At 58.4% G+C, this 19975-nt stretch carries 22 protein-coding genes, 1 tRNA gene and 1 pseudogene; 11 read left to right on the top strand and 13 right to left on the bottom strand.

Going from position 1 to position 19975, the window contains the following annotated elements:
* Positions 1 to 226: 226 nt before the first annotated feature.
* The 3 genes and pseudogenes from HCI85_RS21180 to HCI85_RS00280 all read right to left on the bottom strand — a co-directional run bounded on the left by HCI85_RS21180 (position 227) and on the right by HCI85_RS00280 (position 2971).
* Positions 227 to 1054 (bottom strand): methyl-accepting chemotaxis protein, encoded by an 828-nt coding sequence (locus HCI85_RS21180; RefSeq protein WP_372239939.1) that lies wholly within the window; start codon positions 1052 to 1054, stop codon positions 227 to 229.
* A 30-nt stretch (positions 1055 to 1084) separates the two neighbouring features.
* A pseudogene (locus HCI85_RS21175) lies at positions 1085 to 2110 on the bottom strand (cache domain-containing protein); the annotation flags it as partial.
* 171 nt (positions 2111 to 2281) lie between these two features.
* A complete protein-coding gene (locus HCI85_RS00280) occupies positions 2282 to 2971 on the bottom strand; it encodes a crotonase/enoyl-CoA hydratase family protein (protein ID WP_160084797.1) in 690 nt (229 codons plus the stop codon).
* Positions 2972 to 3075: 104 nt separating this feature from the next.
* Between HCI85_RS00280 and HCI85_RS00275 the strand changes: the two genes are divergently transcribed.
* From HCI85_RS00275 to efp, 4 genes are all read left to right on the top strand, one after another.
* Entirely contained in the window at positions 3076 to 3384 is a 309-nt protein-coding gene (locus tag HCI85_RS00275; RefSeq protein WP_167140953.1) for a hypothetical protein, read from the top strand.
* Positions 3385 to 3476: 92 nt separating this feature from the next.
* A tRNA-Ser gene (locus HCI85_RS00270) sits at positions 3477 to 3566 on the top strand.
* A 106-nt stretch (positions 3567 to 3672) separates the two neighbouring features.
* Complete coding sequence (earP, locus tag HCI85_RS00265; RefSeq protein WP_167140951.1) at positions 3673 to 4806, top strand: elongation factor P maturation arginine rhamnosyltransferase EarP; 1134 nt, start codon at positions 3673 to 3675, stop codon at positions 4804 to 4806.
* Between the two features lie 46 nt (positions 4807 to 4852).
* Positions 4853 to 5425, top strand: coding sequence for an elongation factor P (gene efp, locus HCI85_RS00260; RefSeq protein WP_090247751.1), 573 nt, complete (start codon positions 4853 to 4855; stop codon positions 5423 to 5425).
* A gap of 145 nt (positions 5426 to 5570) precedes the next feature.
* Here efp and HCI85_RS00255 read toward each other — a convergent pair whose 3' ends face one another.
* Positions 5571 to 6527, bottom strand: coding sequence for a LysR family transcriptional regulator (locus HCI85_RS00255; RefSeq protein WP_167140943.1), 957 nt, complete (start codon positions 6525 to 6527; stop codon positions 5571 to 5573).
* Positions 6528 to 6633: 106 nt separating this feature from the next.
* Here HCI85_RS00255 and HCI85_RS00250 point away from each other — a divergent pair, with 106 nt between their 5' ends.
* Positions 6634 to 7389, top strand: coding sequence for a sulfite exporter TauE/SafE family protein (locus tag HCI85_RS00250; protein ID WP_176600611.1), 756 nt, complete (start codon positions 6634 to 6636; stop codon positions 7387 to 7389).
* Here HCI85_RS00250 and HCI85_RS00245 read toward each other — a convergent pair.
* Entirely contained in the window at positions 7379 to 8233 is an 855-nt protein-coding gene (locus HCI85_RS00245; protein ID WP_090247747.1) for a LysR family transcriptional regulator, read from the bottom strand. The two genes, HCI85_RS00250 and HCI85_RS00245, sit on opposite strands and share 11 nt — an antisense overlap.
* 97 nt (positions 8234 to 8330) lie before the next feature.
* Between HCI85_RS00245 and HCI85_RS00240 the strand changes: the two genes are divergently transcribed.
* The 3 genes from HCI85_RS00240 to queF all read left to right on the top strand — a co-directional run bounded on the left by HCI85_RS00240 (position 8331) and on the right by queF (position 10468).
* Entirely contained in the window at positions 8331 to 8564 is a 234-nt protein-coding gene (locus tag HCI85_RS00240) for a DUF1127 domain-containing protein (protein ID WP_167140941.1), read from the top strand.
* 279 nt (positions 8565 to 8843) lie between these two features.
* Entirely contained in the window at positions 8844 to 9542 is a 699-nt protein-coding gene (gene pyrF / locus HCI85_RS00235; RefSeq protein WP_167140939.1) for an orotidine-5'-phosphate decarboxylase, read from the top strand.
* Positions 9543 to 9637: 95 nt separating this feature from the next.
* On the top strand, positions 9638 to 10468 hold the full coding sequence (queF, locus tag HCI85_RS00230) for an NADPH-dependent 7-cyano-7-deazaguanine reductase QueF (protein WP_167140936.1): 831 nt from the start codon (positions 9638 to 9640) through the stop codon (positions 10466 to 10468).
* Between the two features lie 48 nt (positions 10469 to 10516).
* Here the strand turns inward: queF and HCI85_RS00225 are convergent, their stop codons facing one another.
* Both HCI85_RS00225 and HCI85_RS00220 read right to left on the bottom strand, forming a co-directional pair.
* The gene (locus HCI85_RS00225; protein WP_167140934.1) at positions 10517 to 10783 is read right to left on the bottom strand and encodes a DUF4404 family protein; all 267 of its coding nucleotides are present in this window, start codon (positions 10781 to 10783) and stop codon (positions 10517 to 10519) included.
* 141 nt (positions 10784 to 10924) lie between these two features.
* A complete protein-coding gene (locus tag HCI85_RS00220; protein ID WP_167140932.1) occupies positions 10925 to 11635 on the bottom strand; it encodes an HAD family phosphatase in 711 nt (236 codons plus the stop codon).
* Positions 11636 to 11868: 233 nt separating this feature from the next.
* On the opposite strand from HCI85_RS00220, the gene HCI85_RS00215 reads away from it, so the two are divergent.
* Positions 11869 to 12570, top strand: a complete 702-nt coding sequence (locus HCI85_RS00215) for an MlaA family lipoprotein (RefSeq protein WP_090247737.1) — start codon at positions 11869 to 11871, stop codon at positions 12568 to 12570.
* A gap of 129 nt (positions 12571 to 12699) precedes the next feature.
* On the opposite strand, the gene HCI85_RS00210 is transcribed toward HCI85_RS00215, so the two are convergent.
* Complete coding sequence (locus HCI85_RS00210) at positions 12700 to 12999, bottom strand: PilZ domain-containing protein (protein WP_090247735.1); 300 nt, start codon at positions 12997 to 12999, stop codon at positions 12700 to 12702.
* A 218-nt stretch (positions 13000 to 13217) separates the two neighbouring features.
* On the opposite strand from HCI85_RS00210, the gene rssB reads away from it, so the two are divergent.
* Together rssB and rssC are read left to right on the top strand one after the other, a co-directional pair.
* Positions 13218 to 14402 carry a two-component system response regulator RssB gene (gene rssB / locus HCI85_RS00205; RefSeq protein ID WP_167140930.1) on the top strand — a complete coding sequence of 395 codons (1185 nt, stop codon included), beginning with the start codon at positions 13218 to 13220 and terminating at the stop codon, positions 14400 to 14402.
* Positions 14403 to 14410: 8 nt separating this feature from the next.
* Positions 14411 to 14893 carry an anti-sigma factor antagonist RssC gene (rssC, locus tag HCI85_RS00200; protein ID WP_090251069.1) on the top strand — a complete coding sequence of 161 codons (483 nt, stop codon included), beginning with the start codon at positions 14411 to 14413 and terminating at the stop codon, positions 14891 to 14893.
* Positions 14894 to 14950: 57 nt separating this feature from the next.
* On the opposite strand, the gene tal is transcribed toward rssC, so the two are convergent.
* The 5 genes from tal to HCI85_RS00175 all read right to left on the bottom strand — a co-directional run bounded on the left by tal (position 14951) and on the right by HCI85_RS00175 (position 19806).
* The gene (tal, locus tag HCI85_RS00195; RefSeq protein WP_167140928.1) at positions 14951 to 15877 is read right to left on the bottom strand and encodes a transaldolase; all 927 of its coding nucleotides are present in this window, start codon (positions 15875 to 15877) and stop codon (positions 14951 to 14953) included.
* Between the two features lie 41 nt (positions 15878 to 15918).
* A complete protein-coding gene (gene dusA / locus HCI85_RS00190; RefSeq protein ID WP_167140926.1) occupies positions 15919 to 16902 on the bottom strand; it encodes a tRNA dihydrouridine(20/20a) synthase DusA in 984 nt (327 codons plus the stop codon).
* Between the two features lie 178 nt (positions 16903 to 17080).
* A complete protein-coding gene (locus tag HCI85_RS00185) occupies positions 17081 to 17422 on the bottom strand; it encodes a cyclophilin-like fold protein (RefSeq protein WP_241693701.1) in 342 nt (113 codons plus the stop codon).
* A 97-nt stretch (positions 17423 to 17519) separates the two neighbouring features.
* On the bottom strand, positions 17520 to 18761 hold the full coding sequence (locus HCI85_RS00180) for an MFS transporter (protein WP_167140922.1): 1242 nt from the start codon (positions 18759 to 18761) through the stop codon (positions 17520 to 17522).
* A gap of 16 nt (positions 18762 to 18777) precedes the next feature.
* On the bottom strand, positions 18778 to 19806 hold the full coding sequence (locus HCI85_RS00175) for an alpha/beta hydrolase (protein WP_167140920.1): 1029 nt from the start codon (positions 19804 to 19806) through the stop codon (positions 18778 to 18780).
* Between the last annotated feature and the right edge of the window lie 169 nt (positions 19807 to 19975).

Below are 19975 nucleotides of genomic sequence, written 5' to 3'. Positions count from 1 at the left end.
GGGCTTTCAACCAACCAGTTCAGTCCACTGCTGGCAAAGATGCCTTCGCTGCGCATCTGCTGCAGCTTCCAGAGAATCGATAGGCGATCATTGATATACACATCAATACGTTTCGCCTGGGCGATGCTAAGCGAGGTCAGGCACAGGAGCCACGCGACGAGTGTGCCCAATCGCTTTATCGATTGGCGCTGGCAGCACGCGAAGGTGCCGCCCGATGTCGGGAAACTCAGACCTTGAAACGCCCGAGCAGATGATCTTGTTGGCCGACCTGCTCGACCATCACGGCGCACTGACGCACCTGTTCTTCGGCGCCGGCGGCGACCTCATGGCTGATGTCGCGGATATTGGTGGTGTTGCGGTTGATTTCCTCGGTGGTGGCGCTCTGCTGTTCAGCAGCGGTGGCGATTTGCAGGTTCATGTCGTTGATCCGGGTGATCGCATCGCTGATGCGCCCAAGCATGTCGTTGGCCGCGCCGGCCTCTTCGGCGGTTTTGCTGGCGGTGTCGCGGCTCTGCTGCATGCGCGATTCGGCCTGTTTCACCCCGGATTGCAGCTGGTCGATCATCTGGCGGATTTCCTGGGTCGACTGCTGGGTACGTGAGGCCAGTGAGCGGACTTCATCAGCCACCACGGCAAAGCCACGGCCGGATTCACCGGCGCGTGCCGCTTCGATAGCGGCGTTAAGGGCAAGCAGGTTGGTCTGGTCGGCAATGCTGGTAATCACCGACAGGATCGATTCGATGTTGTGGCTAAGCTTGGCCAATTCGTTAATCGCGTGGCTGGTCTCGTCCATTTCATCGGCCAGGTGTTTGATCGCCTCGGTAGAGCGCGACACCACGCGTACGCCATTTTCAGTCTCCTCATTGGCCGCCAACGCGGCTTGTGCCGCAGCCTGTGCATTACGCGCCACTTCTTCGGCGGTGGAGGCCATTTCCTGCATGGCGGTGGCCAGCTGATCAAGCTCCTGCAGCTGTTGCTGCAAGCGATTGGCCGCTTGGTTGGCTTCGCTGGAGGTCAGTGTGGTGCTTTCACGCACCTGCCTGGAACTGCCCATCACCTCGCTGATCAAGCTCTGCAGGCTTTGCAGGAAGCTGTTGAACTCCTTGGAGACCAGGGCAATTTCATCGTTGCCGGTGGCGGGCAGGCGACGAGTCAGGTCGCCTTCACCGCTGTTTACCTCATGCAGAGAGTTGTGCAGGTGGTCGAGGGGCTTGAGCAGGTTGTTCATCAGCACACCCAGCACGATCAGGCTGATGATCACCCCCAGTATGGTGCCGATCACCGCGCGCCAGCTCAGGGCATTGGCTTCGGCCATAACGATGCCCTTGTCCAGCACCACGCCGATGTACCAGTCCATGCCCTTGAGGTTAGGCAGCGGGGTGAAAGACACCAGCAGGTCCTTATCGCCGCCACTGGTTTCCTGCAGTTCCTTGTTCAGCGCAGGACTCTGACCGTCGAATAGTTCGCTGTAGCTTTTACCGTTTAGCTCGGTATTGGGGTGGGAAATGATGTTGCCATTGCGGGTGAGTAGAAATGCGTAGCCGGCACCGTTGAAATCCAGGGTGTTGACGGCATCCGCCACAGTTTTCAAGCGGATATCACCGCCCATTACCCCCAGAAATTCGCCGGCATTGGTGATGCGCGTAACGGCAGAAATCAGGATTTCACCCGTAGTGGAATCCACATAGGGTTCGGTCAGTACGGCTTGTGTGGCGTCTTTACCCGTCGCGTACCAGGGCCGTTGACGACCATCCCATTCAGGGGCGGGCTTCCATTCATCGCTGTTCTTGATCGGCTTGCCATCGCTTTGCAGGGCACCAAAGACCAGGATGAATTCGTTCTTCAGCATTGGTGTGTTGACGATGCGCTGGGTTTCTTCGGGGCTGTAGTTGCTGTCGATGCTCTGCGCCATCAGGTCCATCAGCTTGAGCTTGGCGTTGAGCCAGTTCTCGATCTGCCTGGCGAGTGCGTTACTTGATTCTGCGATGCTGGCTGCCACCTGACTCTGGAGGGTGGCGCGAACCTGGGTGACTTGCGCCAGCGACAGCAGGCTGGTGGTGAGGAACAACACGATGGCCGCGGCCAGACCAACCTTGTGGGCAATCTTCATAACACGCTCCCGGCGGCAATTTCGAATCGATTGGTGAGTGCCTCTGCTCCTTGGCCATACTTATTAAAAGTAATACAGCCTGGGCAGATTGCTTGCCGGTTTGCCACTGTTTAGCCATTAAATGCAAAAAGCCCGGCGCAAAGGCCGGGCTCCTGGTGCTGCACGATGCGTTTACACCATGTGCTGTTTGTCCAGCTCGACGGCTTGGTCGAGGGCTTCGAGCAGCGCCTTGCGCACTTTAAGCTTGGTGTTCTTGTGCGCCGTCATGTTGATTTTCTTCATCTGCTGGGCAACTGCCAGGGCTGTGGCGTGCAGCTGTTCGGCTGGCACCACTTTGTCGAGGAAGCCAGCATCCACAGCGCTTTGCGGGTCAAACATCTCGCCATTGATCACCGAACGGTGGAAGGCTGATTTGCGCAGGCGGTCACGGGCCAGCTCGATGCCAGCGTGGTGCATGGTCATGCCGATCTGCACTTCGTTGAGACCGATGCTGAACGCGCCTTCAACGCCGATACGGTAGTCGGACGAGAGCAAAATAAAGGCACCTTTGGCGACCGCATGACCTGGGCAGGCAACGATGATAGGGAAGGGGTGAGCAAGCATGCGGCGCGCCAGAGTGGAGCCGGAAGCCACCAGGTTGATGGCATTTTGCGGGCCGGAAGTCATCACTTTGAGGTCGTAGCCGCCCGACAGAATGCCCGGCTGGCCGGTGATGATAACGATGGCCTTGTCCTGTACGGCGCGATCCAGGGCTGCATTGAAGGCAGTGATCACATCCGGGGAGATGGCATTCACCTTGCCATTACACAGGGTCAGTGTGGCAATGCCATCGTCGAGTTGGTAGCTGATCAGGTCGCTCATGGTCGGGTTCCTTGTGCTGAAGTGCAGCAGACGTTACTCATCCGCACTGGCCAGGTAAAGCACGATGGCTGACTGGCTGGTCAGCGAGTGCGGCTGCTTCAGCTATGACCTTGATCAATATCGGCAATTGGTCGGCTGTGCGGATGCACCGCTACCGTCGACGCTTTATTATGAGCGATGACGCTATGCGTGGTTTAACCCTCTGTTTTAGGTGCTGGCGCGTTGCATTGGCCTTGCTGCTAATGCTCGGGCTGCTCTGGCTGGCCAGTGAGCCGCGCAGCCAAAACCCTGGCGGCGTGCTGGGCTTGTTTGCTTTCAGCCTGTTTATCTCGCTTGGCTTTATTCTGTTCGGCCAACACCGATTTGAACCCAATCCCGCTAAGTTCTCCCCCGAGGACCAGCATTTGGCATAAGCACATGAATCTTTTGAAAAAAGATTTTGCCTTTGGCGGGCTGTTCGGCTACATTTGCGCGCCTCGACAGACAGCAATGTGTGTCGAGACCCGGTGAAGTGTCCGAGCGGTTGAAGGAGCACGCCTGGAAAGTGTGTATACGAGAAATCGTATCGTGGGTTCGAATCCCACCTTCACCGCCAGATTGATTGACGAAAAGCCCGACCTTGTGTCGGGCTTTTTCGTTTCTGGCATTTGCTGAAGGCTTGGCTGTCTTTAAGGTGAGTGCACTACATAACGGAGCCACCCATGCGTCCCACGTGGGATATTTTCTGCAGCGTTGTCGATAACTACGGTGATATCGGGGTTACCTGGCGCTTGGCTCGACAGTTAGTGGCCGAGCATGGCTTGGCTGTGCGGCTGTGGGTGGATGATTTGAGTGCGTTTGCGCGGCTGTGCCCGGAGGCCAATGTGGCCGCGCTACGACAACACCAACAAGGCGTCGAAGTCCGCCGGTGGGGCGATGATTGGCAGGCCGTAGACCCCGCTGATGTGGTGATCGAGGCTTTTGCGTGTGAGTTGCCCGCTCCTTATATAGCGGCGATGGTGCGGCGTGCGCAGAAACCGCTTTGGCTCAACCTTGAATACCTGAGCGCCGAGGAGTGGGTTGAGGGCTGCCACGGTTTGCCATCCCTCCAGTCCAACGGCTTGTCGAAGTTCTTCTTCTTTCCTGGGTTTACAGCCGGCAGCGGTGGTTTGTTGCGCGAACGTGATTTGCTTGAGCAGCGTCGTGCGTTTCAGGTGGACAGCGGTGCTCGCGAGGTATTTCTGCGCAGTATCGGCGTAGCGCCATTGCCCGGTGCGCGGCTGATTTCGCTGTTTGCCTATGAGAACGTCGCGCTGGCCAGCTGGCTGGACGTGCTGGCTGCCGATATCCAGATCAATCAGCTGCTTGTGCCGGAAGGGCGCATTCTGCAGGACCTGCAAACGTGGCTTGGTTGCTCAGCCTTGCGCGCTGGCGATATGAAACATTGCGGTCAGCTGCATATCCAGGTGGTGCCGTTTATCCAGCAGGACCAGTACGACCGGTTGCTGTGGAGTTGTGATTTCAATGCGGTGCGCGGCGAGGACTCCTTTGTGCGTGCGCAATGGGCTGGCCGGCCGCTGCTCTGGCACATCTACCAGCAGGCTGATGACATCCACTTGGAAAAGCTCGATGCGTTTCTTGCGCACTATAAAGCGGGTTTATCAGCGGATGGGCAGCGTGCCTTGGTCGAGCTGTGGCATGCCTGGAATACCGGTCAATCGGTCAAAGAAAGCTGGAGTCAGCTGCTGCAACGCTGGCCCGAGCAGCAGACACACGCCGAACAGTGGTGTCTGCAACGGGCTTCTCAGGCTGATCTTGCCGAGGCGCTGGTGAAGTTTTACCTAAATTGGCTATGATACGCGGCCAAGAATTTTGTAATTCCATCCAAACCCGGATATTCGTATGAAAACCGCACAAGAAATGAAGCCCAACAGTGTGGCCCTGATTGACGGCCAACCTTGGCTGATCCAGAAGGCCGAATTCACCAAGTCCGGTCGTAACAGCGCCATCGTTAAAATGAAGCTGAAGAACCTGCTGAGTGGCTCTTCGACTGAAACTGTTTACAAAGCCGACGACAAAATGGAGCCGGTGATCCTCGATCGCGTAGACGTGACTTACTCGTACTACAGCGAGCCTAACTACGTCTTTATGGACCAAGAGTTCAACCAGTACGAGCTAAACAAAGACGATCTGGAAAGCGTAATGCCGTACATCGTCGATGGCATGACTGACGTCTGCGAAGCCGTATTCTTTGAAGGTAAAGTGGTTTCGGTTGACCTGCCGACTACCATCGTTCGCCAGATCACCTACACCGAAGGTTCCGCCCGTGGCGACACTTCTGGCAAAGTGATGAAGCCAGCTAAGCTGAGCAACGGCACCGAGATCAAAGTTGCTGACTTCTGCAACATCGACGACTGGATCGAAATCGATACCCGTACCGGTGAGTACAAATCCCGCGCTAAAGCACCGGTCTAAGATCGGCTTTAACGGCGAGAAGAAAGAGCCCGACCTAGCGTCGGGCTTTTTTATGGCCAGCCATCCAGGGCGGCCAGTCTTTGGGGCGTCGCTGCGCGATGCTGATCAAGGCTTCCGACTATTTTTATGCTTGCTGTATCAGCCTTTAACTACGTTGCAGGCCACTTTGCAGTGCCAGGTCCCATGGCGCTACTGGACCGAAGCGGGCCTTGAGAAACTCCAGCAACAAGCGGCTGCGCGAGTCGGTTTCACGCTCCAGACGCAGGGCGTAGATACCGCTGGGTTCGGGCGCCGGCAGGCCGCTTTCACAGAACAGCGGCCGTAATTCACCACGCAATAAATAGTCGCTTATCAACCAGGTTGGTAGATGGGCAATGCCCAAGCCTGCGAGGGCGCTGAACAACAGCGCCTCGGCATTGTTGGCAGTCATGCGCAGGCGCTTGGGGCGGCACAGTTGGAGCTTGCCATCCTGTTCAAAGCGCCAGGCATAAGGCGGGGCCAGGCTGTCCCAATCGAGGCCGTCATGCTCCAGCAGTTCGCCGGGGCTGCGTGGTACGCCGCGGCGTGCCAGGTAGTCAGGGCTGGCGCAGACGACCCGCACCATCGGCGACAGCGCCGTGGCGACCAGGCGTGTGTCGGCAAGGGGGCCGATGCGCAGCACCAGGTCGACCTCACCCAGGTGCGTGCCATGCAGGTCGACGAAGCTGTCGATCAGGCGCAACTGCACATCCAGCCCAGGATAAGCGACCAGAAACTCAGCTATCGCGGGGGCCAGATGGCGCCGGCCGAACGGTGCCGGGGCGTCGATGCGGATCAGCCCTTCCGGTGCGCTGCTCAGCGATACGGCTTCGGCACGGGCCAGATGTAACTCGGCAAGAATACGTCTGGCTCGTTCGGCAAACGCCAGGCCGGCGGAGGTGGCGCGTACGGCATGGGTGCTGCGGCTGAACAGGTTGCTGCCCAGCGAACGTTCCAATGCATCGATGCGCCGGGCCACAGCCGAGGGCGTCAGCGGGTGGCGCCGGGCTGCGGCGGAAAAGCTGCCGGTTTCCAGCACATCGAGAAACAGGCTGAGCTGGTCGGTCAGGCTATCGGGGTTCATGGTCAAGGTCTGCTGTGCGTTGTATGCATAGCCATTTTGCGTTGCTGTGCGTTTCGCAGCTAGTGGCGAATAATTAGGCTATACGGCTTCATTCTGGAGCCTACCGATGACCTTGCTCGATTTTGCCTTGAACCTTCTGCTCGGACTGGCCCTCGGCACTCTTGGCGGTCTGTTTGGGATTGGCGGTGGGCTGATCGCCATTCCGGCGCTCGGCGTGTTGTTTGGCTTGGATCAACAGCTGGCTCAGGGTACGGCGCTGGTGATGGTGGTGCCGAATGTGCTGTTGGCGCTGTGGCGTTATAACCAGCGCAACCGTATCGACTGGCGGCATGCGTTGGCCCTGGCGGTGCCCAGCCTGATATTTGCCGTACTGGGGGCGGGCTGGGCAGTCACTGTGGACGCCGAGCGCATGCGCCTGGGGTTCGTGGTCTTCCTGGTGTTACTGGCGGCCTACAACTTCTCTCGACTGTACAGCAAGCCGGCCATGCTCTCGGTTGGCCTGCGTTATCCCTGGCCCTGGCTGACGCTGCTAGGCAGTGGCGCCGGTTTGCTCGGCGGGTTGTTTGGTGTTGGCGGCGCGGTACTGGCGACGCCAGTGCTGACTACGCTATTCGGCACCAGCCAGGTTATGGCGCAGGGGCTGTCCCTGGCTCTGGCCGCACCGAGCACGGCCGTTACGCTGGCGACTTATGCCGCGCATGATCATGTCGACTGGCTGTTGGGTGCGCCCCTGGCTCTGGGTGGTTTGCTAAGTATCAGCTGGGGTGTGAAGTTTGCGCATGCGCTGCCAGAGCGCGTTCTGCGCGGGCTGTTTGCCGGCTTCCTGCTGCTTTGCGCGGTATTGCTCGCGTTTAAAGTCTGAAACCTTCGACGATTTGTTCGGCCAGAGTCTCGGTGACCTGGGTTTGCGTGTTGCTGTTGCGCAGCAGCACGATGCTGGCAGAGGGCAGGGCCGGCATGCCTTCGGCCTCGCCAATAATCTGCAAGTCTGGGGTGATCAGGCTTTGCAGCTGGGCGGTAATCGCCAGGCCGGCGCTGACCGCTGCCATGATCGCCGACAGACTGGGGCTGGTGTAGGCAATGCGGAAGTTACGCCCCAGCGCTTCCAGGCCGTTGCAGGCCCAGGAACGGCAGAAACACTGCGAGTTGAACATCGCCAGAGGCAGGGTTTCTAGCTCATGCAGGTTGGCGTTGCGCGCTTGCGCCCAGGCCAGGTGTTCCTGGCGCAACAGCTGGCCGATTTCGGTACCTGGCTCGCGGGTGACGATGGTCAAGTCGAGGTCCTGGCGCTGCAGCAGTTGGAAGGACGGTTCGCAGTGCAGCTCGACCTGCACCAGCGGATAGGACTGGGCGAACCGCACCAAAATGCCCTGCATAAAGCGCATCACATAGTCGTCCGGGGTGCCGATGCGCACGGTGCCGACCATATGCGGCTCGCGCATGCTGTTCATCACCTCGGCGTGCAACTTGAGAATACGCCGTGCATAGCTCAGCAACAGCTGGCCCTCGGCTGTGAGGCTGAACTGGCGGCCGTCGCGAATGAACAGTGGACGCTGCATCACGTCTTCTTCCAGGCGCTTCATCTGCATGCTGACCGCTGATTGGGTGCGGTTGACCATTTCCGCTGCGCGTGTAAAGCCACCGTGATCTGCAATCGCGACAAAGGTACGCAGCAGTTCGCTGTCGATGCTCGGGTAACTGGCCATACATCAATCTCCGAAATGCATTGCATAAGTAACATTCGTTGGATTGATCATAAGTCGAGCGCGAGACTGTCGCCAACCCCACAAGGAGGGCGACGAGATGAAAGGTCAAAAAGGTTATGCAATAGCCAGTGCTGGGCGCTTAAAGAGCCGTCGGCCGATTGAAATACTGCGTGCGCTTGGTCGCCAGTTTGCCCGCTGGTGGCAGTTGGCCGAGCAGCGGCGGCGCCTTGCGATGCTTGATGATGCAGCGTTGAAGGATCTGGGTTTAAGCCGTGCGGATGTTATCCAGGAAAGCGAACGTTCATTCTGGGATGATCCGCTGGCGCGCTGATTGGTGGACGGCTACATGCCGAGGCTGTGAGCGTCTGGGCTTGAGTTCCGGTGGCTAAAAATCGTCCACAGCGTGCTGTTCGAATGCAAACACGCTTGGGTCAACGTGCAGGCGCTAATTACGCTCGTTGAGAGGCAGTGGCGCCTGCCAAGTCGCTGCTAGCCGTTTGTGGTTTAGGCATTGTCCTAGCATATCGACGCGGGCGGATCATCGGAGCGGCAAGCCTGCGGCGCATCCGCTACAATGCGCGCCGAATTTGTCTTGCCCGAGAGCCCGCCAATGTCCGCTTGCCAGACCCCAATTATCGTTGCCCTGGATTTCCCGACCCGTGATGCCGCGCTGGCATTGGCTGATCAGCTAGATCCTAGGCTCTGCCGGGTCAAAGTGGGTAAGGAGTTGTTCACCCGTTGCGGGCCGGAGATCGTCAACGTGCTGGCCCGCAAGGGCTTTGAGGTGTTTCTCGACCTGAAATTCCACGACATCCCCAACACCACGGCCATGGCGGTCAAGGCGGCGGCGGAAATGGGCGTGTGGATGGTCAATGTGCACTGCTCGGGCGGCCTGCGCATGATGGCGGCTTGCCGCGAGACTTTGGACAAGCTCGCTGGGGCCAGGCCGTTGCTGATCGGGGTGACCGTGCTGACCAGCATGGAGCGCGAAGACCTTGCGGGCGTTGGCCTGGATCTCGAACCGCAGGCGCAGGTGCTGCGTCTCGCTGGGCTGGCGGCGCAGGCCGGTCTGGATGGCCTGGTGTGTTCGGCCCAGGAAGCGCAGGCGCTGAAGGCCGCTTACCCGGCGCTACAACTGGTGACGCCCGGCATTCGTCCAGCCGGCAGCGCCCAGGATGACCAGCGCCGTATTCTGACTCCGCGTCAGGCGTTGGATGTGGGCTCGGATTATCTCGTGATCGGCCGGCCGATTAGCCAGGCTGCCAATCCCGCTCAGGCGCTGGCAGCGGTGGTGGCTGAGCTGGCCTGATGCTGCTGTGGCAAGGCCGGCCTCGGTCTTGCCACACTGAATCTGCTTTAAAAGTTGTATACAATCGCTGCATTTCGACTAGCCAGGTTTTCTCCATGCATCCCGCCGCCGAAGATTCGCCACTGGGCAAATCAAGCGAATACATCGCTACCTACACCCCGTCTTTGTTGTTCCCGATTCCGCGTGCCGCGAAATGGGCCGAGCTGGGCCTGAGCGCCGAGACGCTGCCGTATCAGGGCGTGGATTTCTGGAACTGTTTCGAGTTGTCCTGGTTGTTGCCGTCGGGCAAACCGGTGGTGGCCATGGGCGAGTTCGCCATTCCCGCCGACTCGCCGAATATCATCGAGTCGAAATCCTTCAAGCTGTACCTCAACTCGCTGAACCAGTCAGTGTTCACTAGCGCTGACGAACTGGTGACGGTACTGGTACAGGACCTCTCGGCAGCTGCCGGCAAACCGGTTGGCGTACGTGTGCGCAGTCTGGCAGAGGTAACGGCTGATGGTGTTCAGGCCGCTCCAGGTATCTGCATTGACGAACTGGATGTAGCCATCAGCAACTATGCGCAGCCGCAGCCTGAGCTGCTGCGCTGTGATGCCGCGCGAGTGGTCGAGGAAAGTCTGCACAGCCACCTGCTCAAATCCAACTGTCCGGTCACCGGCCAGCCGGATTGGGGCACGCTGGTAGTGGAGTACCGTGGCTTGGCGTTGGATCACGCCAGCCTGTTGGCCTACCTGGTGAGCTTTCGCCAGCATGCGGATTTTCACGAGCAGTGCGTGGAGCGAATCTTTCTCGACCTGCAGCGCCTGCTCAAGCCTGAGCACCTGACGGTGTATGCGCGTTATGTGCGCCGTGGCGGGTTGGATATCAATCCCTATCGCAGCAGCGGGCCGATCAGCCCAGATAATCAGCGTTTGGTGCGCCAGTAATGCAAAACCCCAGCTAAGTGCTGAGGTTTTCGTTAATGCTGCATGCGTTCAAATACCCATATTGGCCAGGCTCTGCACGATATTACGCAGGGTGCCGGCGAGGGTCGGGTGGCTGGCTTCGAAACGCTCCACTGCGAGGTTTACTCCGTCGATCAGGGTTGCGTCAGGGGCAGCTGCAGCCTGGCGGGCCAACTGCAGTTCAATTTCCTGAGTCAGTACAAACAGTTCAGCACGTTCTTTTTCAGTCAGTGGTGGTTGCTCGGCCAGTTGGTCGCGCAGGTCTTGCAGTTGTTGCTGCAGGCGGCTTGCAGGCATGAGGTTCTCCCTTTGATGATCAACTGATTGACTGACCTTGCGCGGGGGCGAAAGGTTCGGCATGTCTTCAGGTTAATCCAAGCTGGAGGGCTTTGCTTGCTTTGGATCAAGCGCCGGGCAATACAGGCCTAGCGCGCTGTTTCAAGGTTTTTCACCTTTGTGCCGACGTAGGCTGAGGTCCGCCAGGCAGGTGTGTAGGTCACTGAGTTGATCAATGACCGAGTGCACGCCAAGGCGGTAAAGACTCAGGGTGGCTTGGCTGCGCAGGCGATCGCGCTCGCCCATTGGCAGGCTTTGCCAGTCAGCCAGTGCCAGGCCACACAATGGGCCACTGATGGCCAAACCTATGGTCCAGATGCCGGCACTTAGCGCAGCTTGCAGCAGGCGCGGTTCACCACTGACCAGTACGCAGCCTTCAACCTGATCAACGTGCATGGCCATCAGGCTGAGCCAGATGGCATCTGGAGCTGGCCATGGGCGATGGCGGTGGGGCGGGAAACCTGGAAGCCATTCTGGGAGTGCACCCGCCAGGCTAATGCTGGCATCGCGCGGCAGTTCATCTAACCAGGCACAGGGCACCGCTTGCTGGCGCAGCTGTTCAAGCAAGGGCAGGGCAGATGCTGTGGCTTCAGCCTGTGCGCGTGCGGTCTCGCACAGTGCTTGCTGGTATGTCAGCCACTCTGCTGGCTCCGGTTCGCGACCCAGAGCGTTTGGCAGGTTCGACAGGTTTACCGCGGTCGGGTACAGGCGTTGCAAGGTGAGAGGGGCCGTGCGAGCGCCAAAGTCCACCAGGCAGCCGGACAGGCTAAACAGAATGGCATTGAAGGCGGGCGAGGTGGTGGGCGTTTGCATGGGCCGTCCTTGAAAATGGTCTAGTCCAGGTTAACGGTCCCAGGTTACAAGCAGATGAAGGCTTTATTTCTTTGCGTGTTGTCGCTGAATGCTGAGTTGTATGGCAACAGCCAGTAAGATTTTCAGCTATTTGATCGTCCGCTATGCTGCCTATTTAGTGGGCTGCCGCCTTATACTGCTCGGCCTGATTTGACGGCCTGCGGCCGCCTAAGCATTTTCAAGGAGCGACTGTGATGCGTGTAACCGGTGCGAGTTGGATTGAACGACTGAGCCTTTTGATTGCCTGTACCGGCGTGCTCTTGCTGCCTGCACTGGCGCAAGCCAACGAAGAAGACCCTTGGCAGGGCTACAACCGCTTTATGTTCAAGGTCAACGACAACGTTGATGCCTATACCCTCAAACCATTGGCCCAGGGATATCAGGCTGTGGCGCCGCAACTTGTTGAAGACGGTGTCAGTAATGTCTTCCGCAATATCGGGGATCTGCGCAATCTGGCTAACAATCTGTTGCAGGGAAAGTTGCATAACGCCGGCGTGGACAGCGGTCGCTTGATCTTCAATACCACCTTCGGCTTGCTGGGTTTCTTCGACGTGGCGACCCCGATGGGGCTGCAGCGTAGTGATGAGGACTTCGGTCAAACGCTAGGCGCTTGGGGGCTGGGCAGCGGCCCTTACGTGGTGCTGCCGCTACTTGGGCCAAGCACCGTGCGTGATACGTTTGGCCGTGTTCCTGATTCGATGTTGACTGCGCCGATGCACATCGACCACGTCCCGACCCGCAATGTGGTGACTGGGGTTGAAGCCGTGAGCCTGCGGGCCAACTTGCTAAAAGCCGAGCGTATGGTCAGCGGCGACAAGTACATCTTTATTCGTAATGCCTATCTGCAGAATCGCGAATTCAAAGTGCGCGATGGCGAGGTCGAGGACGACTTCTGAGTCGCTGATGTCCATGCAAACGGCCTGAAGCCGTTCCTTATTGCTCAGCGCTCTCTGCAACGCCCAAGCATGAATGGCAAACAACAAAAAGGCGGCCACTGAGGGCCGCCTTTTTGTTGTTTGAACGTGTCAGTTCATTGAAATAATCGCCAAGCCTAATGCCTGGCGGCCATCTTCCAGGGTGCTGACGCGCATCACTTCGGCTTGCGCGTCCAGGCCGCGCAGTTCGTTATGCTCCGACGCGATGTGTACACGCACTTTGTCGCCCGTCTTCACTGCGCTTTCGGCCTCCAGCTGCATGCCGGTGCTGGAAAGGTCGAGGCACAGCGCAGGAATCTCCTTGCCATCGTGGTGCAGGGTCACAGGTGCTTCTAGCCGCATGCGGATGTAATCGCGTTTCTCACTGTAGGCACGATCATTCTGGCTCATGGGGCTTTTTCCTCTTGTTATGGGGGTTGTCCTGCAGCTCTTATAACCTTGGCCGATTTGAGGTGTAAAGTCGTGTTGCGACGACCGGCGTACGCTTGAATCGCATAACGGATGGGAGTACCGTCTGCGCCTTAAAGCAAGCCGAGTTCGCGCGTGTAAGCTCCGGCCCTCACGCACTAAACCCAACCCATACCCGGCGCAGTTTGCCTGGATACCTCATGCACAAAACCAGTGCCACGCTGCTGATTATCGATGACGACGACGTAGTGCGTGCGAGCCTCGCAGCCTACTTGGAAGACAGTGGTTTTCATGTGCTGCAGGCCGCTAATGGCTTGCAGGGGCTGGAAGTCTTTCATGCCGAGTCGCCGGATCTGGTGATCTGCGATCTGCGCATGCCGCAAGTCGACGGTCTTGAACTGATCCGCCGCATCAACGCCCTGCAGGTTGAAACCCCGGTGATCGTGGTGTCCGGTGCAGGCGTGATGAGCGATGCCGTAGAGGCCCTGCGTCTGGGCGCCGCGGATTACCTGATTAAGCCGCTGGCGGATCTCGCTGTGCTTGAGCATTCAGTGCGTCGTGCGCTGGACCGCGCCAACCTGCGCCTGGAAAACCAGCGCTACCGCGACGAGCTGGAAACCGCCAACCGCGAACTGCAAGCCAGTCTGCACCTGCTGCAGGAGGATCAGAACGCCGGTCGCCAGGTGCAGATGAACATGCTGCCGGTGACGCCGTGGCAGGCCGATGGCTTGAGCTTCGCGCATCAGATCATTCCGTCGCTGTACCTGTCGGGCGACTTTGTCGACTATTTCCGCGTCGATGACAGCCGTATCGCTTTTTATCTGGCCGATGTTTCTGGGCACGGCGCGTCTTCGGCATTTATCACCGTGCTGTTGAAGTTTATGACCACACGCCTGCTCTATGAGTCGCGGCGCGGCGGCAACCTGCCGGATTTCAAGCCCTCTGAAGTGCTCGGTCATATCAACCGTGGTCTGCTCAACTGCAAGCTGGGCAAGCACGTGACCATGCTTGGCGGTGTGATCGACCAGGTCAACAACCGTCTGACCTACAGCATTGGCGGCCATTTACCGCTGCCGGTGCTCTACAGCGACGGCCAGGCGCGTTACCTGGAAGGGCGCGGCCTGCCGGTTGGGCTGTTTGTCGAGGCCGAATACAACGATCTGGAACTTGAACTGCCGGAGGCCTTCAGCTTGACGCTGCTCTCCGACGGCATCCTCGATCTGCTGCCGGGCGATACTTTGAAAGACAAGGAAACCCTGTTGCCGCAGCTGATCAGTTCTGCGGGCGGCACCCTGGATGGCTTGCGCAAGGCTTTTGGGCTGGCCAATCTGGGGGATATGCCGGATGATATCGCCTTGCTGGTGTTAAGCAGGAACCTTGCATGAACCCTGGGATAAGCCCCGGTCGAATCCAGTTTGCCGAACAAAACGGTACCTTCATCCTGAAGTTTGTCGGTGAAGTGCGCCTGACGCTGTGTTCGGCACTGGATGCAACCATTGAGAAAATTTTCACGGCGCTGAATTTCTCAGCCATCGTGATTGATCTCACCGAAACTCGCAGTATCGACAGCACGACCCTCGGGCTGTTGGCCAAGTTGTCGATACTCTCGCGGCAGAAAATTGGCCTGTTGCCAACAGTGGTAACGACGCACGCCGATATCACACGCCTGCTGCAGTCGATGGGGTTTGATCAGGTTTTCAATATTGTCGATACGCCGGTGCCGTGCCCGGATTGTCTGGACGACCTGCCGTCTCAGGATCAGTCAGAAGAGCTGGTGCGTGCCAAGGTGCTGGAAGCCCATCGGATTCTCATGGGGTTGAATGAGTCCAACCGCGAAGCCTTCCATGACCTGGTCAATGCCCTCGAGCATCATTGATTCGAGTGGCTAAACAAACGGGGCGCTCATTGAGTGCCCCGTTTGCGTTCAGGCCATTCAGGCTTGAGCGGTGAGCAGTTTTTCCAGCTTTTCCTGGTCGCGGGCAAACAGACGAATGCCTTCGGCCAGCTTTTCTGTGCCCATGGCGTCTTCATTCATCGCCCAGCGGAATTGGCTTTCGCTCAGGCTCTGCTTGGCTTCGGCAGCTTTGCCAGGGCTGAGCACACGCACCAGTGGTTGCTGATCATCGGCCAGTTGCTGCAGCAGCTCGGGGCTGATGGTCAGGCGATCACAGCCAGCCAGTTGTTCGATCTGGCCGATATTGCGGAAGCTCGCGCCCATCACCACGGTCTGGTAGGCGTTGGCTTTGTAGTAGTTGTAGATGCGCGTAACCGACTGCACGCCGGGGTCTTCTGCGCCGACAAAATCACGGCCTTCGGCCTTCTTGTACCAGTCGTAGATACGCCCGACGAAGGGCGAAATCAGGTACACACCGGCATCGGCACAGGCCTGAGCTTGGGCGAAAGAGAACAGCAGCGTCAGGTTGCACTGAATACCAGCCTTTTCCAGCTGCTCGGCGGCGCGGATACCTTCCCAGGTCGAGGCGATTTTGATCAGTACGCGTTCACGTCCAATACCGGCTTCTTCGTACAGGCCAATCAAGCGCTCGGCACGCTGCAGTGTGGCCTGGGTATCGAAGGACAGCCGGGCATCCACCTCGGTAGAGATACGGCCCGGGATGATCTTGAGGATTTCACCGCCCACAGCGACGCCAAAATGGTCACAGGCCAGTCCTAGATCGCCTTTTCCGGCAGTCACTGCGCTTTTCAGCAGTGCGCTGTAACCAGGCATGGCAGCAGCTTTAAGCAGCAGGGAAGGGTTGGTGGTGGCATCAACCGGCTTCAGGCGGGCGATGGCGTCGAGGTCGCCGGTATCGGCGACCACGGTGGTGAACTGCTTGAGTTGATCCAGCTTGGAGGTCATGACACAGCCTTGTCGTTGCAGATGCACCGACCTTACCCGAGTCAGCGGCCTTGCAGCAATTGCGCCGCTTGATCGAACAGCGCCAGTGGTTCGTTGGTCTTGTGAATGTCCACAGAGAGCAGCTGGCGAAAGCGCCGCGCGCCATTAAAGCCCTGCCCCAGGCCGAGCATATGGCGGGTGATGTGGTGCATGCTGCCACCTTCGGCCAGGTGCGCGGCGATATAGCCACGCATGCTCTGCATGGCCTCGAAACGGCTCAGCACTGCGCTCGTTGAGCCAAACAGCTGCTGGTCCACTTGGGCCAGCAGGTAAGGGTTGTGGTACGCCTCGCGACCCAGCATGACGCCATCGAAGGTTTGCAGGTGCTGCTGGCAATCCTCAAGGGTCTTGATGCCGCCATTGAGGATGATTTCCAGCTCGGGGAAGTCCTGCTTGAGCTGCGCCGCCACCTCGTAGCGTAGCGGCGGCACTTCGCGGTTCTCCTTGGGCGAGAGGCCCTCCAGGATGGCGATCCGCGCATGCACAGTAAAACTGCGACAGCCGGCATCACGCACGGTGCCGACGAAATCGCACAGCTCGGCATAGCTGTCGCGGCCGTTGATGCCAATGCGGTGCTTTACCGTTACCGGGATATCCACCGCGTCCTGCATGGCTTTCACGCAGTCGGCGACCAGTTGTGGATGGCCCATCAGGCAGGCGCCGATCATGTTGTTCTGCACGCGGTCGCTGGGGCAGCCGACGTTCAGATTGATTTCGCTGTAGCCGACAGCCTCACCCAGCTTGGCGCAGGCTGCCAGATCTGCCGCTACGCTGCCGCCCAGCTGCAGAGCCAGCGGGTACTCCGCCACACTGTGGCGCAGAAAGCGTGAGGTATCTCCGTGCAGGATCGCCCCTGTGGTGACCATCTCGGTATACAGCAAGGCGTGCTTGGACAACTGGCGTAGGAAAAAGCGGCAGTGACGGTCAGTCCAATCCATCATGGGGGCACAGGAAAAACGGCGGGAAAGGGGAATAGTTTGCTGCATTGAAGATGCCGGTAAAGAAGTATCAGGTGATTTTATCAGCCTACGCTATGCCACGTCCGCTTGTGGCTTTGAGTTCTTCGGTAATTAACGACACGCAGTTCTTACTCGTTTTTAGCAAGTCGTGAATGGCTGAAAGCGGCCAAAAGTAGACATTCACTGTGCTTGCTTTGCGCCGCTCCTAGTTCACAGAAAAGTGAATAGTCACATCGCCCCGGCCTAACGCTTCAGCTAGCTCATCGGGGCTATCGACACGACCAATCCGGGTGTAGGAGTAGGTTGACTCGAACGTCTGATAGAAAATCACCAACGTATCCGTGCCGTACAGCATCAGATCACCATTGCGGATCGTGCCGGGCCTTACTGCGCGGGTTGGCAGCCGTTGCGGCAGGCTTGCATATTTCTCGTTGGCGTTGAGTTCGCTCATGTCCAGGGTCAGGGATAATAGTTGTTCAAGTGCCCGTGAAGTCTCGCTATCGTCGAGGGTGATTGCGAAGCGCTGTGCCCCAATGGTCATCCACATACGATCCTCCTTCAAATTTGTCTCCGCGAATGTGCATTCACTGAGGATTAACAGCAGGCATAACCGAACGCCCGAGAGGCAGAAGTGTTGGCTGACGTTATTCATCTTGAAGACGCCGTCCTCCAGATTGTTGAACCGCCTGCGAACGCATGGCCAGAACGGTAAGAGCAGCGCCAAGTAGCAGAATGGCTGCACTTGCAGTAAAGGTGCTCTGGTAGCCGCTGTGGTCGAACAACCAGCCGCCCAGTGTTGAGCCCGAAGCAATAGCAAACTGCACCACAGCTACCATCAGCCCGCCACCTGCCTCGGCATCATCGGGCATCGCTTGTGCAATCCAGCTCCACCAGCCAACAGGCGCTGCCGTAGCCATCAGCCCCCACAAGCCCAGCAATATCGCCACTGGAACGACCCAGCCTCCGGTGGGGATCAACGCGAGAGCAATGACCACCATGAGCACTGGAATAGCAGTCAACGTGCGATACAGGTCCTTTTCCAGGCGTGCGCCGATCAGCAGGGTTCCACTCAAACCGGCTAGACCCATAAAAAGTAGGATCAATGACAGGGTGGTGGCATCAACCAGGGTCACCATTTCGAGGAAGGGCCGCAGGTAGGTGAACAGAGCAAACTGCCCCATGAAGAAGGCGCCGCAAGCCGCCATGCCGAACGCCACCGAACGAGTCCTGAGCAGCCTGAACACACAGGGGGCAGGACTGTTCCGCACCGAGGGCTTCATGCTCGGCAGACTGAACCACTGCCAGGCCAGTGCAACGAGCGCCACCGGCACCAGGCAGAAGAACGTTCCCCGCCAACCGATTACTGAGCCCAGGTAGCTGCCCAGTGGCGCCGCGATCACCGTGGCCAGGGCATTGCCACCGTTGAAGATGGCCAGCGCCTTGGGCACTTGATCATCGGGCACCAGGCGCATGGCCGTGGCCGCCGACATTGACCAGAAACCGCCGATGACCACGCCTAACAATGCTCGCCCTACCATGTAGAGGGTGAAGCTCGGCGCAAGCGCTACAACGGCACCGGAGATCGCCATCAGGACTGTCAGGATAAGCAGGAGCATCTTGCGATCCATGCCTCCGACCAGCCTGGTTATCGACAGACTGGTCAACACGGCGAACGCCCCAGATATGGCGATACCCTGTCCTGCAGTGCCTTCGCTGACCTGAAGGTCCGTTGCCAGGGGCGTGAGCAGACTGACGGGCATGAACTCCGAGGCGATCAGGGCAAAGACACAGAGCGTCATCGCGAAGACCCCACCCCAATGACTGGGGCGGGGCAGCGGCTGGTCAGTTGCTATGGCGCTTGGCTGGGCGGCAAGTTGGGTCGTCATGATGTCTGCCTGCGGATCACTTCAGGCTGTTCTTGAAGAACTGGGTAAGTTTGTCGAAAGGAATCAGTTGCACCCGGTCATACAGGTCGACGTGCCCGGCGTTAGGGACGATGAATAGCTCCTTGGGTTCACCCGCCAAGCGGAAGGCCTCTTCACTGAACTCAAGTGAGTGAGCGTTCTCGCCTGCGATAAAGAGCATCGGACGCGGAGAGATCGTCTCGATGTCCGAAAATGGATAGAAGTTCATGAACTTGATATTGCTGGTCAGCGTCGGGTGGGTGGTCAGCTCCGGGCTAGAGCCCGCCGGAGTGAACTCGCCTCGCGCGGTGCGATAGAAATCGAAGAACTCACGCTGAATCGGGTGGGTGTCATCTGTCAGCTCATGCACCGTGCCGCTGGTGTATTGCGTCTTTCCGCCCGTGAACTCCACGTAGCGCTGCTCGGCTGCGGCGGCAATTGCCTGCTTGCGCTGCTCCAGGGTTTGCGAATGTTTGAGGCCGTTGCGGTTGGCGGCCCCCATGTCATACATGCTGACCGTTGCAATCGCCTTCATACGCGGGTCGATCTTGGCTGCACTGATTACGAAGCTGCCGCTGCCACAGATACCCAGCACACCGATGCGCTGGCGATCCACAAACGCCTGGGTGCCTAAATAGTCGACAGCCGCACTGAAATCTTCCGCGTACATATCGGGGAGAACGGCGTTGCGCGGGGAGCCCTCGCTCTCACCCCAGAACGTCAAGTCCAATGCCAGGGTCACGAAGCCTTGCTCCGCCAGTTTCTGGGCATACAGGTTGGAACTCTGCTCCTTAACCGCGCCCATGGGATGGCCAACGATGATTGCCGGGCTGCGTATGGACTTACCTACGCTCTTGGGGATGAACAGATTGCCCACCACCTTTATGTGGTACTGGTTGTTGAAGCTGACCTTTTCCATGGTCACCTTGTCGCTCTTGAAGAAATTGTCAGCACCGTTGGACATATCGGCTCCTAGAGCTGTGATCGAGCTGAGCAGAAGGCCTAGCGCTACAAAAAGTCTGTTCATGGGGATGGTCCTCTTCATGGGTTGAAGATCAATCGCGGAGTTGGCTCTGGCGCTTGTTTGGCCCCACTCGCGGGAGAAGACGCAAATGGGTGGAAGGCATTGTCGTGAAAAAATTAGGCTTTGATTAGCTAATGAATGCTTAAAGCCGCTATAACCTCTGCTACTCAAT

The organism is Pseudomonas sp. OTU750018 (genome assembly GCF_011636575.1).
GTDB classification, from domain to species: Bacteria; Pseudomonadota; Gammaproteobacteria; order Pseudomonadales; family Pseudomonadaceae; genus Aquipseudomonas; species Aquipseudomonas peli.
This window is presented reverse-complemented; position numbering and strand designations above follow the sequence as displayed.

Excerpts from the sequence above, each read along its gene's own strand:
- HCI85_RS21180 (WP_372239939.1), bottom strand. The coding sequence starts at position 1,054 with ATGGGCAGTTCCAGGCAGGTGCGTGAAAGCACCACACTGACCTCCAGC.
- HCI85_RS00280 (WP_160084797.1), bottom strand. The coding sequence starts at position 2,971 with ATGAGCGACCTGATCAGCTACCAACTCGACGATGGCATTGCCACACTG.
- HCI85_RS00275 (WP_167140953.1), top strand. The coding sequence starts at position 3,076 with ATGACCTTGATCAATATCGGCAATTGGTCGGCTGTGCGGATGCACCGC.
- earP (WP_167140951.1), top strand. The coding sequence starts at position 3,673 with ATGCGTCCCACGTGGGATATTTTCTGCAGCGTTGTCGATAACTACGGT.
- efp (WP_090247751.1), top strand. The coding sequence starts at position 4,853 with ATGAAAACCGCACAAGAAATGAAGCCCAACAGTGTGGCCCTGATTGAC.
- HCI85_RS00255 (WP_167140943.1), bottom strand. The coding sequence starts at position 6,527 with ATGAACCCCGATAGCCTGACCGACCAGCTCAGCCTGTTTCTCGATGTG.
- HCI85_RS00250 (WP_176600611.1), top strand. The coding sequence starts at position 6,634 with ATGACCTTGCTCGATTTTGCCTTGAACCTTCTGCTCGGACTGGCCCTC.
- HCI85_RS00245 (WP_090247747.1), bottom strand. The coding sequence starts at position 8,233 with ATGGCCAGTTACCCGAGCATCGACAGCGAACTGCTGCGTACCTTTGTC.
- HCI85_RS00240 (WP_167140941.1), top strand. The coding sequence starts at position 8,331 with ATGAAAGGTCAAAAAGGTTATGCAATAGCCAGTGCTGGGCGCTTAAAG.
- pyrF (WP_167140939.1), top strand. The coding sequence starts at position 8,844 with ATGTCCGCTTGCCAGACCCCAATTATCGTTGCCCTGGATTTCCCGACC.
- queF (WP_167140936.1), top strand. The coding sequence starts at position 9,638 with ATGCATCCCGCCGCCGAAGATTCGCCACTGGGCAAATCAAGCGAATAC.
- HCI85_RS00225 (WP_167140934.1), bottom strand. The coding sequence starts at position 10,783 with ATGCCTGCAAGCCGCCTGCAGCAACAACTGCAAGACCTGCGCGACCAA.
- HCI85_RS00220 (WP_167140932.1), bottom strand. The coding sequence starts at position 11,635 with ATGCAAACGCCCACCACCTCGCCCGCCTTCAATGCCATTCTGTTTAGC.
- HCI85_RS00215 (WP_090247737.1), top strand. The coding sequence starts at position 11,869 with ATGCGTGTAACCGGTGCGAGTTGGATTGAACGACTGAGCCTTTTGATT.
- HCI85_RS00210 (WP_090247735.1), bottom strand. The coding sequence starts at position 12,999 with ATGAGCCAGAATGATCGTGCCTACAGTGAGAAACGCGATTACATCCGC.
- rssB (WP_167140930.1), top strand. The coding sequence starts at position 13,218 with ATGCACAAAACCAGTGCCACGCTGCTGATTATCGATGACGACGACGTA.
- tal (WP_167140928.1), bottom strand. The coding sequence starts at position 15,877 with ATGACCTCCAAGCTGGATCAACTCAAGCAGTTCACCACCGTGGTCGCC.
- dusA (WP_167140926.1), bottom strand. The coding sequence starts at position 16,902 with ATGCAGCAAACTATTCCCCTTTCCCGCCGTTTTTCCTGTGCCCCCATG.
- HCI85_RS00185 (WP_241693701.1), bottom strand. The coding sequence starts at position 17,422 with ATGTGGATGACCATTGGGGCACAGCGCTTCGCAATCACCCTCGACGAT.
- HCI85_RS00180 (WP_167140922.1), bottom strand. The coding sequence starts at position 18,761 with ATGACGACCCAACTTGCCGCCCAGCCAAGCGCCATAGCAACTGACCAG.
- HCI85_RS00175 (WP_167140920.1), bottom strand. The coding sequence starts at position 19,806 with ATGAACAGACTTTTTGTAGCGCTAGGCCTTCTGCTCAGCTCGATCACA.